Here is a 12369-nt window from a genome sequence, read left to right as displayed (position 1 = left end):
ACACATTGACTGCGTATTTCATCATGGTACAATATTATGACATGTCCATTGTACTCCCTCGCCATACAAGCGTCAAGGCACTCTGCATCATTTAGCACATACGAATAAAGTTAATTTTAGCTGGCTTAAGTACAATTTTTCTATTATTAATTTATTCACTTAATAATTAGTCTAAAAAATAAGAAAATTTAAGATAGGGGTTTTGGAAATGAATGATAGCAATATGAAAACGATTCCAACTTTCGGCTATGAATTAATTCGCGATAATATATTGCGTTCTGTTTTAGGAAAACACGAAGAAGAGGTTCTTTATTGGGCTGGTAAAGAGCTCGCTCGGAAATTCCCCCTCTTTTCAATGGCAGAAGCAGCAAGCTTTTTTGAACAAGCTGGTTGGGGATCATTATCGCTTGAAAAAGAAGGGAAAGATTTCGCCATATTTCTTCTAATCGGGGATGCAGATATTTTAAAATTCGAAGAGCGCTGTTTTCGAATCGAGGCTGGTTTCTTAGCGGAACAAACACAAAAACTAAACGGCTATTTAACAGAATGTTATGAGGAAAAAAATATTAAGCACGGGACTGTGACATTTAATCTGAAATGGGACTTAAAAGAGCCGATTAAATAACTTAAATTAGCGAACATACTACAAGTATCAAATCTAATCGGAAATATATGTCATATTAATATAGAAGAAACTCCCTATTTTATCATTAAAATAGCTACAAAATGAGGGAATTTTCTGTCAATTTTGTAGCTATCTTCTATTATATAGTTAAATTAAATTCCTCGTGTAATGCATTGGCTGCCCTTATCATATCTTCTTGCGGTACAACGACTGACACTTTAATTTCAGAAGTACTGACCATTTTTACGTCAATTCCTTCTCTGCTCAGTCGCGTAAACATACGAGCTGCTATACCTGGATGAGATACCATACCCGATCCAACAATCGATACTTTCGCTAACCCTACTTCAAAATCCGCAAAGCTAAAACCAAGTGATAGCTTACTAGATTCTAATACGCGTAAGCTTTCTGCAAATTGTTCTTTTTCAATCGAGAATGAGATTGTTGGTTTTACCTTATCAATGACAGCCTGTACAATAATATCGACATTAATGCCATTGTTCGCTAGTACGGTAAAAATATCAGCTAACGATGCTTCCTCATATGAATCATAGCCAACTGTTAATCGAATAATATCTGACTCATAGGCAATGCCGCGCACAACTAAATTTTTCTCCATCTCCACTTCCTCCTTTAACAATGTCCCTTCCACATTCACTGTACTGGAGCGAACAACTACTGGTATGTTATATTTTTTCGCTAGCTCTACTGCTCGTGGATGAATAATCATTGCCCCTAAATTGGCTAATTCCAACATTTCATCATATGATAACTCTTTTAATTTTTTGGCATTGGGGACAATGTGAGGGTCAGCGGTATAAATACCATCTACAGTTGTATACATATCTACACGTTCCGCATTAATCGCGGCGGCAACCGCTACAGCCGTTGTTTCTGAACCACCTTTGCCAAATGTCGTTATATTTTCATGGCTATCTACACCTTGGGAGCCTGCAATCACGACAATTTCCCCTTGCTCAAAATGTTTGTAAATGCGCTGAGTCTTCACTGCTTCAATACGTGCATTATTATGTAAGCTATCCGTTGCAACTCCTGTTTGCCATCCTGCAAGTGATACGGCTTTACCACCTTGTTCCGTAATGGCAATGGATAACAACGCACTCGTCATTTGTGCCTCTGCTGCTAATAAAACATCCTGCTCACGTTTTACTGGATTATCTGAAAGCTCTGCTGCGTATGCCTGCAACTCGCGGCGAATGGTTGCCATTGGTGAAATGACGATCACCACATGTAATCCTTTCCCTTGTTCTTCTATTGCCCGCCTTGCAATTGCTTGCATTTTCTCTGGCGTTGCAACAGCTGGTCCACCAAATTTCATAACAATACTGCTCATTTGTCCACACCCTTTCTTATACAAAAAGGCGGCTTTTCACTAATATGAAAAGCCGCCTCAGTAAACGATTATAACGAAAAAGTTTGCTTGAGATAGCTCTCCAGAATGTACATTCTGACAGTTTGACATTTTTTAAATGCCAAACCAGCAACTAATCGGAAACAACGGTTAGTCACTTCGGCGGCTTCCCCTTTCACACTTGCTCACTGGAGTTGTTCCTCCTCACAAGCGATACTTTTGAAACCCGCGCCTCTACCTTTACTCAATATGAATTTATGTTGTAAGCGTAGCATACGCCTACTGTTTTTTCAACGCTTCATTTTGAAAATACTGAAAAATGTTAGTTGCTTGTGCTTTCGGCATGCCCGCTTCCATTAATTGATCGATACTTGCCTCACGTACTTTTTTCACTGACCCAAAGTGTTTTAGCAGTTGTTGCTTTCGCTTTGGACCGATACCTTCTATATGATCCAGCACGGATTGAATTGCATTTGTCTGGTGTTGTTGACGAAGAAATGTAATAGCAAAACGATGAACCTCATCTTGAATACGCTGCAATAAATAAAAGCCATCACTCGTCCGTTTCATGTCAACCGATACAGGTGGATCACCAAATAATAACTGTGATGTATTGTGCTTTTCATCTTTTGCAAGTCCCGCAATCGGAATGACTAAGCCAAGCTCATTTTGTAATACACTACGCGCTACTTCCATTTGTCCTTTTCCACCGTCGACGATAATTAAATCCGGTAAAGGTAAATGTTCTTTCAGTACACGTATATACCGGCGCCGAATCACTTCCTCCATCGCCCCGTAATCATCATGCTTTGCTGCTTCTTTCGTTTTATATTTGCGATATTCCTTTTTCGCTGGTTTCCCATCAATAAATACAACCATTGCCGAAACAGGGTCAGCGCCGTGCATATGACTATTGTCAAACGCTTCAATTCGGAGAGGCGTTGAAATATTTAATGCATCCCCTAATGCCTCACATGCACCAATCGTTCGTTCTTCTTGTCTTTCGATCAATTGAAACTTCTCATGAATGGCAATTTGCGCATTTTTTGTCGCCATCTCCACAAGTTCTTTTTTCTGTCCACGCTTTGGCGTCATCACTTTAACATCTAATACCTGTTCAAGGAGTGTTCCATCAATTGTATGGGGAATAAAAATCTCTTTCGGCTTTAAATGTTGCGGCGATTCATAAAATCGCCCAACAAACGTTAAGAATTCATCTTCCGGATCACGATACACAGGGAAAATCGATACGTCACGTTCAATTAATTTTCCTTGACGCACAAAAAATACTTGTACACACATCCACCCTTTTTCCACTGCATAACCAAATACATCGCGATTTGATAAATCATCCGAAATAATTTTTTGCTTTTGCATAACCGTTTCAATATGGGCGATTTGATCGCGTAGCTCTTTTGCTCGCTCGAACTCAAGCTTTTCTGCCGCTTCAAGCATTTTTACTTCCAAATCTTTTTTGACCTCTTCATAGCCGCCATTTAAAAATTTGGAAATGTCCTCGATCATTTCGTCGTACACTTTTTTGTCGATATCCTTGACACAAGGCGCAAGACACTGCCCCATATGATAATACAAGCACACTTGGCTTGGTAACTGTGCACATTTTCGGAGCGGGTAAATACGGTCTAGCATTTTCCGTGTTTCGTTCGCTGCAAAAGCATTAGGATAAGGACCAAAATAACGAGCCTTATCTTTTTTGATTTTACGTGTTGTAATAATACGTGGATATTTTTCGTTTGTAATTTTGATATAGGGATATGTTTTATCATCTGTCAGCCGGATATTATATTTTGGGTCGTGTAACTTAATCAGATTTAGCTCTAGTATTAAAGCTTCAAGCTCAGAGGTTGTTACCATGTATTCAAAGTCTTCAATTTCACTGACAAGACGAGCTGTTTTTCCATCATGAGAGCCATTAAAATAAGAGCGTACACGATTTTTTAATTTTTTTGCCTTGCCGACATAAATAATCGTTCCTTGACGATCTTTCATAATATAACAGCCTGGCTCATCCGGAAGAATCGCTAACTTATTTTTAATTAAATCATTCATATCATCACCTACTGCCTATTATAATGCATGAAAAAAAGCCGAGCACGTGTTTGTACTCGACTTGTATAGTTATTATGATTATTTGTTGTCGTTAATGAAATCAATTAACGCTTCTTTTGGCATAAAGCCAGCAGTTTTTGCTTTTAATTCGCCATCAACGAATAATAATAATGATGGGATTGACATAATGCCATATTCACCAGCAGTTCCTTGGTTATTATCCACATCTACTTTTACGATTTTCACTTCGTTACCGATTTCAGCGTCTACTTCTTCTAACACTGGAGCGATCATTTTACATGGTCCGCACCAAGCAGCCCAGAAGTCTACTAACACTACGCCCTCAGCGATTTCTTGTTGAAAGTTTGAATCTGTACCTTGTACAATTGCCATTTTAAATAGCCTCCTTCATAATACATATGCTTGTAGTATAGCATGTTCATTTTATAAATTGGAATTATTCTGCTCTAACTAAAACGTTTTGGCAAAATGTCCATAAGGATATTATTATCTTAACAAGCGTGTTGATTTACCTTTATAGAGTCGTGTGAAACGTTGATTTCCGCTCCATTCGGCTCGCTTTCCACGGGCATGGCCTCAGCCTCCTCGTCGCTCGTACCTCGCTCCTGCGGGGTCTTCAGCTCATGCTATTCCCGTAGGAGTCTCGCCGATTCCGCTTCAATCAACTGGCAAGTCATTTTTGATCACGTTTTTCTAAAAAAATGCTTCTATAAAGGAAATATTTTGTTAATCAACACACTTGGTTGAATACAATAATCAGTTGCTAAAAATAAAGAAAAATTCTCATCCATCACGGCAGAGGCTGGGCAATTATACTTGCAATAGAAAGAAAATGATTTCTTTTAGAGAAGAGAAATGTTTTTCTAGTATATCGAGAAGTATTCACTTTTGCCGTAGCGCGCCATCGCCACAGGAGCCAAGATTTTCTTTGCGACGAAAGCGCAAGCGTCAGGAGCAGGAACAGGAGATCCAAACAGGCCACGCCTGTTTTAGCTCCTGTGTAGGCTGTGGCAAAGCGCGGAGGCTATGATAAAACACTTATACAGCTTTTTAAAAATAAATCAAAGTTGTCTACAGTCTTTATAATTTATTGATTATTCATTTAACAAACAATCACCTTATTCATTAGGCAATCATCGTTTCCCGTAGTTTCACAGCAAGATATTTGCGGGCGTCTGCTGTTAAGAGTTGTAACGTAGTCGTATCGGCTTCGCATTGTAATTCTATAAATGTACCACTTAAATTTTCGTAGACGCACTTCATCTTATAACCTTGCGCTAACAATACATCCAGCTGCGCGATTTCTTGTAACACTTCACTATGCGATGACATCGGTCTCTACTCCTTTCTATTGTTCTTGCCCTACAGGTGGATTTAGTGTTTCTGATTCGAGGTTCGGTTCTGGCTCTTGATACACTTTTTTATCAATCTCCCAGTCGTTCCCTGCTGTTATCCCTAAATACAACTCATCACTCGGATTATTAATTTCCTTTTGTGGATACTTCACAAACCACCAATATTTTGCAAGCACATAATAGACCGCTGCTCCTAAAAAGAAGCCAATCAGTGATGAGTACGTAGGAAACATGTTCGCAACACCGCCACCAATAGCCCATGCAATTAAACCAGCAAAATTAAATCCTTTAAAATATTTAAACTGTCCGTCTAATTCGTACAGTGCATGGACATTGATCCGACGCTTTCGTATTAAATAATAATCAGCGAATAAAATCCCTACAATTGCGGTTAAAATGCCACCAATAATTAAGAGAACACTATTTAAAATATCAAATAAACTCCAAGGTTGAACAATTGTCCCGATAATCCCTGTAATGATAACCCCTACCCAGAACGGAACTTTCGGACCGCCCACATTGGAGAAAACTGTCGCTGCTGGAATAACGTTTGCAGAAGTATTTGTTGACCACTGTGCTAACACAATCATTAACAGTAATACCCCTAAAACGATCCCGTTTGCACTGGATTGCAATGCTGTAATCGGATCAGCAGTTGATACAGCCATATAACAAATGGCACCAATGGCTACCATAAACGTATTTGTAATTGGCATGATAATAAGTGAACCCATTAATTGTGTTTTATTGCGTTTAAACCAATTTCGTTCATTTTTCGGTGCTTTAAAGAAGCGAGATAACGAAGGCATATCCGCTGCTAATGTTGCCCAGAAGCCCATATTGGCCATGACGACTACCATAAACGCCGTAAAGCCTGCTACTCCCGTGACTGGTGACTCGACCCAACTCCAAATGTCTTTTCCTTGAGCTGTTGCGTTATCAGCCAATGTAATATACATCCAACACGAAATTAAAATGATGATCGGTGCTGCTAAATCAGCAAAGCGTTCAATCGATTTAATACCGAGTGACGTGTTAATTAATTGCAATGTCACAAAGATAATAAAACATAAAATCCAGTTATCAAAACCGAATAATAAATTTAAAATGCCGTTGATGGCCGTTGAACCGAAATAAGAGTTAATCCCGAACCAACAGGCTGCTGTAAATGCTCGCATCACAGATGGAAAATGTGTACCAATCGTACCAAAGGGGGCACGCATATATACTGGAAAGGAAATCCCATGTTCAACACCAATGTCACCAATTAGAGTCATAAAAATCCCAATAGCTACTGATCCGATCAACGTTGCTAAAATCACATACGGTAGCGGTAAATGAATAATTCCCCCACCGCCTATAGCAAAAGCAGCTAATACGATTGCCATTCCTACCCAAATAACAGAAAAACCAAACGGGCTAATTACACGTTTTCCATGTGTCACAGGCAATAAATCGGGCGACTTTAAATAGTTTCCTTTACTCTCCATATTGATGACTCCCCTTTATGAAGTTTTCAGCGGGCACTCTACGACTTTACATTTGTCGTTGGCGTAAACCTACTCATAATCGCTTGACGCTCATTCCATGTCATTGGCGGCAATGTATTTTTCTTCTCGACCATTGTAATCGCACCATCGACAGGGCAAACAATCGAACAAAGATTACAACCAACACAATCATCTTCACGGACTTTTAACATCGGACGACCATTTTCTGTATAAAGATCAATACATTGGTGCGACGTATCTTCACAAGCAATATGGCACTTGTTGCAATTAATACATACATCATTATTAATTTGGGCGACAATTTGATAGTTGAGGTCTAGATTCCCCCAATCCGAGTAACGTGCAACAGAACGACCCACTAAATCCATCGCTGAGGCTAACCCTTTTTCGTCTAAGTAATTACTCAGTCCCTCAATCATATCTTCCACAATGCTAAATCCATGATGCATGGCAGCCGTACAAACCTGTACACAGCTCGAGCCCATTAACATGAATTCTGCTGCATCACGCCAAGTAGATATGCCACCTATTCCTGAAATCGGCACATGAATACGGGGGTTTCGTGCACATTCAGCTACCATATTCAGGGCGATTGGCTTTACAGCTGGACCACAGTACCCCCCATGCGCTCCTTTTCCAGCAACATGAGGGATCGTATTCCAAGAATCTAAATCTACCCCTGCTAAACTATTAATGGTATTGATCATACTAATGGCATCTGCGCCTCCTGCAACCGCTGCTTCTGCCGTTACAGTAATATCTGTAATATTTGGCGTCAGCTTGACAATAACAGGCGATTTCGCTGCTTCTTTTGCCCAGTATGTTTGCTTCTCTACTAATTCTGGCACTTGCCCTGATGCAGAACCCATTCCTCGTTCAGCCATCCCATGCGGGCAACCGAAATTTAACTCAAATCCATCCACACCGACATCTTCTACTCGTTTCACAATTTCATGCCATTTTTCTCGCTTCGGTTCCACCATTAACGAAGCAATAATCGTATGGTTTGGAAATCGTTTTTTTGTCTCATAAATTTCTTTTAAATTCACTTCAAGTGGTCGATCTGTAATGAGCTCAATATTATTAAAGCCTGCTACACGTTGACCATTAAAGTTGACTGCTGCAAAGCGCGAGGAAACATTTAAAATCGGGTCCCCTAACGTCTTCCAAACAGCCCCTCCCCAGCCAGCTTCGAATGCCCGCTGCACTTGATAGCCTGAGTTTGTTGGTGGTGCAGATGCCAACCAAAACGGATTTGGTGATTCAATGCCTGCTAGATTGATACGTAAATCTGCCATCTTGTTCCCCCCTCTTTATGTGCTAGACGCTTTGTGATGTTGCTTGAAATACATTATGAATATTTAAAGCTACATCTTTCCCTTGTTGGACAGCCGTCACAACCATCGCCTCTCCTTGCCCATTCCCGAAGATGACGTCTCCACATGCAAACACCTTAGGATTTGATGTTTGCAACGTTTCTTCGTTAACCGTTACAACACCCCACTCGTGTTTTAGGTCAAATGCTTCAATTAGTTGTGTATAGCGCGATTGTCCAATTGCTTTAATAACAGCATCTACTGCAATTACGTGCTCTGAACCTTCAATCGGTATTGGTTTTTGTCGACCATCTGCACCAGGCTCTCCAAGCATCATCTTCACACATTCAATCCCAACCACTTGTCCATCGTCATTGCCGATAATCTTGACTGGTGCTGTCAACCATTCAAACTGAACGCCTTCTTGCTTCGCAAATTCATATTCAAATTCATAAGCTGTCATTTCTTCCTCCGTACGACGATAGAGAATTTTGACATTTGACGCACCTAAACGAATGGCACTTGTCGCACCATCAATCGCTGTATTTCCTGCTCCGATGACTGCCACTCGCTTGCCGATTAAATCCGATGTGAGATTGTCTAGTTTTGTGTCTTTAATAAATGAAATCGCATCATATACGCCTGTAAGATCCTCACCTTTAATCCCTAGATTCGGAACGGCCCCCATACCGACCGCTAACACTACAGCATCATAGCGACTTAACATCTCCTCTACCGAAATATGTTGACCGACGACTGTATTCGTCCGAATTTTAACCCCTAAGTTTGTAATTTGTTCTACTTCCCACTCGACAACGTCATTCGGTAGACGGAAAGCCACAATCCCATAGCGGCCTAAGCCCCCAGCTTGTTCTTCTGCTTCATACATCGTGACCTGATAGCCAAGACAGGCTAACTCACGTGCAGCAGCCAATCCTGCTGGACCTGTACCGACAATAGCAATCTGTTTTTGTTGAGGCGCACCCTTTTTAAATAATGAAGCACTAGACGCCATCGCCCAATCGGTTGCATAACGTTGCAAACGTCCTATATCAATCGGTTTAGACTGATGATTTAATACACAAGCTCCTTCACAAAGTTCTTCAGTAGGACAAACACGTGCACAGCTCGCCCCAAGTGGATTAGCCTGTAAAATCGTTAATGCTGAGCCCTTTAAATTACCAGATGCAATTTTTTTAATAAACTTCGGAATATCAATACTTGTCGGGCATGCTTTTATGCAAGCTGCATCATAGCAATATAAGCAGCGATTTGCCTCTTCCATCGCTTCATAACTCGTTAATGCAGGCTCCAATTCCTCGAAATTTCTCTTTAACTTCTCAGCAATCATCTTGTCGTGAATCATTGCCATTTGTTCTTCACCCCTCTATCTTTTTTATTAGTTGAGTGCAAGTTGCTCTGTTAGTTTCGAAGTTGGTTTACGTTTAATATATTGTCCGTTGCCCAATGTTCCGACGAATTTTTTGTCCTGTATTACATATTCCCCGCGTACAAGAACCGTTTGTACCTCACCTGCTACTTCCCATCCCTCATATGGGTTGTAGTCGACATTCATATGGTGTGTTTCCGCAGAGATAACGCGTTTTACATTTGGGTCAAATAACACTACATCTGCATCTGAGCCCACTGCAATCGTTCCTTTTTTCGGGAATAATCCAAATGTTTTCGCTGCACTTGTGGAAATCATCTCAACAAATTCATTCACCGTAATACGCCCTTTTGCTACTCCTTCTGAATAAAGAATGCCAAAACGATCCTCGATAAACGGCCCTCCGTTTGGAATTTTAGAGAAATCATTGATACCAAGTTGCTTTTTACCATTAAAGCTGAATGAACATTGATCAGAGCCAATCGTTTGCAATTGTTTGGCTTTCAATGCATTCCACAATATGTCTTGGTGATACGCTGGGCGAAGCGGCGGTGACCAAACGTATTTTGCTCCTTCAAAGTCTGGCTTTGCTAGCATTGATTGATCTAACGTTAAGTACGGTGGACACGTTTCACCGAGTACATCGTAGCCTTTTTCACGTGCTCTAATAATTTCATCTACCGCTTCCTTACACGTCACATGTACTACGTATAACTTTGCTCCTGCAATGTTTGCTAATTCGATTGCTCGCTTTGTTGCCTCTCCTTCAACAGCTGCTGGACGTGTTAACGCATGGTAAATGGGTTCTGTATGACCGTTTGCTAACGCTTCTTCTACTAACTCATCAATGACCGAACCATTTTCACAATGCACCATCACAACCGTATCTGTTTCCTTGCCAATTTTAAATGCCTTAAATAACGTACGGTCAGATGATTGAAACTCCCGCGCATAGGCCATGAATACTTTGATCGAGGTAATGCCTTCTTGCTTTAAAATAGTTGGTAGTTCTTTTTCTGTTTCAGGTGTAAAGTCTGTAATCATTAAATGGAAGCCGTAGTCAATCACCGCTTTGTCTTTTGCTTTTTCATGCCATTTCGCTACAGCATCCGCTAACTTCGTCTCTCCAGCAGATAAACAGAAATCTAGAATTGTTGTTGTGCCACCGAAAGCGGCTGCAATTGTCCCGGATTCCCAGTCATCATCTGTCACGGTATTGTTAAAAGGCATGTCTAAATGTGTGTGGGGGTCGATTCCACCTGGCATCACATATTTGCCTGTAGCATCAATGACCTCTGCATCTGCTACATCAATACTTTTAGCAATTTGTGTAATGACACCTTCCTCGATTAATACATCTGCCTCAAATACATCTGTTGCTGTCGCAATTTTACCGCCCTTAATGACCTTTTTCATGTACATGAACCACCTTCCTATTTACTAATGGCTGTTTGATTTAAGCTTTGTTTTGCTTGAAGCATTAACACTGTTTCTAGTAAAATATCAGCACCTTTTGCACAATCCTCATAGCTTGTTAACTCTTCTTCACAGTGACTTTTACCATTTACACTTGGAACGAAAATCATCGCAGAAGGTACGATGGATGCGATAAACTGAGCATCATGACCCGGTCCACTATACATACGAAGCGATGAGTAGCCGAAGTTTTTACATGCGGCTGCAATTTCATCACAGATGTTTGGATTGAAATGTACTGTATCGCGTCCCCATAGCTTCACGGCCTGGACGGTACAGCCATTTTCCTCCCCCTGAAGACTAAGTAATATATGTTCTACTTGGTTCATCACGTCAGGATCTTTATGGCGAGAATCAATTGTAAAAACAACTTCACTCGGAATAACGGTATGAATATTTGGCGCCACATTCATACGTCCAAATGTGTAGACTAGTTCTTCGTCTAATTGCCCAAGCTTCTGATCCAACTCGTTCATAATCTTCGACGCAAGCATCATCGGGTCTTTACGCATCCCCATTGGTGTTGAACCAGCGTGATTAGATTCACCATTGATGCGAATTTCATAACAGACCATTCCCTTTACCCCTTCAACTACACCAATTTCAATATGTTCCGCTTCTAGTACGGGGCCTTGCTCGATATGCAATTCAATATAAGCGAGTGCATTTCGTAATCGATTTTCTTCACTTCCCTCATAGCCACTTTGTGCAAGTGCTTGTGCAAAAGTTGTCCCTTCTTTGTCTGTAGACTGGAGCATCACATCACGCGCAAACTTTCCTGTCAGAACTCCTGAACTCATCATCGCTGGGTCAAAGCGTGCCCCTTCTTCATTTGTATAATTCACAATGGTTAGTGGTGCATCTAGCTCGATGTCATTATCAAGGATGGTACGGATCGCTTCTAGTGCCGTTAATACACCTAGTACCCCATCAAAACGACCACCTTTAATAACCGAATCTAAATGTGAGCCCATCACAATAGGTGGTAAATCTTTTTTGCCGGGTAGCGTGGCATACATATTGGCCATATCATCTACCTTGACGTCCATACCGAGCTCCTCACAGCATTTTTTAAAATAATCTCTTGCTAGTACGTCTTCTTTGGATAAGGCAAGTCTTGTAACTCCACCATTTTCTGTAGCACCGAATTGGCTAAACTGTTCCAGTGTTTGCTGTAAACGAATCTGATTACACTTATACACTTCGCACACTCCCCCTTCTAACACACTCGTA

10 protein-coding genes and 1 riboswitch are annotated in these 12369 nt (G+C 40.8%); of the genes, 1 reads left to right on the top strand and 9 read right to left on the bottom strand.

Going from position 1 to position 12369, the window contains the following annotated elements:
* Positions 1-208 precede the first annotated feature (208 nt).
* On the top strand, positions 209-625 hold the full coding sequence (locus AAGS61_RS06595; RefSeq protein ID WP_391369055.1) for a YslB family protein: 417 nt from the start codon (positions 209-211) through the stop codon (positions 623-625).
* A 139-nt stretch (positions 626-764) separates the two neighbouring features.
* On the opposite strand, the gene AAGS61_RS06590 is transcribed toward AAGS61_RS06595, so the two are convergent.
* The 9 genes from AAGS61_RS06590 to AAGS61_RS06550 all read right to left on the bottom strand — a co-directional run bounded on the left by AAGS61_RS06590 (position 765) and on the right by AAGS61_RS06550 (position 12338).
* Positions 765-1979: an aspartate kinase gene (locus AAGS61_RS06590; protein WP_391369053.1), complete on the bottom strand. Its 1215-nt coding sequence runs from the start codon at positions 1977-1979 to the stop codon at positions 765-767.
* An 85-nt stretch (positions 1980-2064) separates the two neighbouring features.
* Positions 2065-2242, bottom strand: a riboswitch (Lysine riboswitch).
* A gap of 34 nt (positions 2243-2276) precedes the next feature.
* A complete protein-coding gene (uvrC, locus tag AAGS61_RS06585) occupies positions 2277-4067 on the bottom strand; it encodes an excinuclease ABC subunit UvrC (protein WP_391369050.1) in 1791 nt (596 codons plus the stop codon).
* Between the two features lie 78 nt (positions 4068-4145).
* The gene (trxA, locus tag AAGS61_RS06580; protein ID WP_391369048.1) at positions 4146-4460 is read right to left on the bottom strand and encodes a thioredoxin; all 315 of its coding nucleotides are present in this window, start codon (positions 4458-4460) and stop codon (positions 4146-4148) included.
* Between the two features lie 753 nt (positions 4461-5213).
* Complete coding sequence (locus AAGS61_RS06575; protein ID WP_391369045.1) at positions 5214-5420, bottom strand: hypothetical protein; 207 nt, start codon at positions 5418-5420, stop codon at positions 5214-5216.
* Positions 5421-5436: 16 nt separating this feature from the next.
* Positions 5437-6933, bottom strand: a complete 1497-nt coding sequence (locus AAGS61_RS06570) for an NCS1 family transporter (protein WP_391369042.1) — start codon at positions 6931-6933, stop codon at positions 5437-5439.
* A 38-nt stretch (positions 6934-6971) separates the two neighbouring features.
* Positions 6972-8252 carry an NAD-dependent dihydropyrimidine dehydrogenase subunit PreA gene (preA, locus tag AAGS61_RS06565; protein ID WP_391369039.1) on the bottom strand — a complete coding sequence of 427 codons (1281 nt, stop codon included), beginning with the start codon at positions 8250-8252 and terminating at the stop codon, positions 6972-6974.
* 22 nt (positions 8253-8274) lie between these two features.
* Positions 8275-9642, bottom strand: coding sequence for an NAD(P)-dependent oxidoreductase (locus AAGS61_RS06560; RefSeq protein WP_391369036.1), 1368 nt, complete (start codon positions 9640-9642; stop codon positions 8275-8277).
* A gap of 27 nt (positions 9643-9669) precedes the next feature.
* Complete coding sequence (gene hydA, locus AAGS61_RS06555; RefSeq protein WP_391369033.1) at positions 9670-11076, bottom strand: dihydropyrimidinase; 1407 nt, start codon at positions 11074-11076, stop codon at positions 9670-9672.
* A gap of 17 nt (positions 11077-11093) precedes the next feature.
* Complete coding sequence (locus AAGS61_RS06550; protein ID WP_391369030.1) at positions 11094-12338, bottom strand: Zn-dependent hydrolase; 1245 nt, start codon at positions 12336-12338, stop codon at positions 11094-11096.
* Between the last annotated feature and the right edge of the window lie 31 nt (positions 12339-12369).

Source organism: Lysinibacillus sp. KU-BSD001 (assembly GCF_042920265.1).
Classification (GTDB): domain Bacteria; phylum Bacillota; class Bacilli; order Bacillales_A; family Planococcaceae; genus Lysinibacillus_B.
Note: the sequence above shows the minus strand (reverse complement) of the source record. Positions and strands in the feature narration are given on the sequence as shown.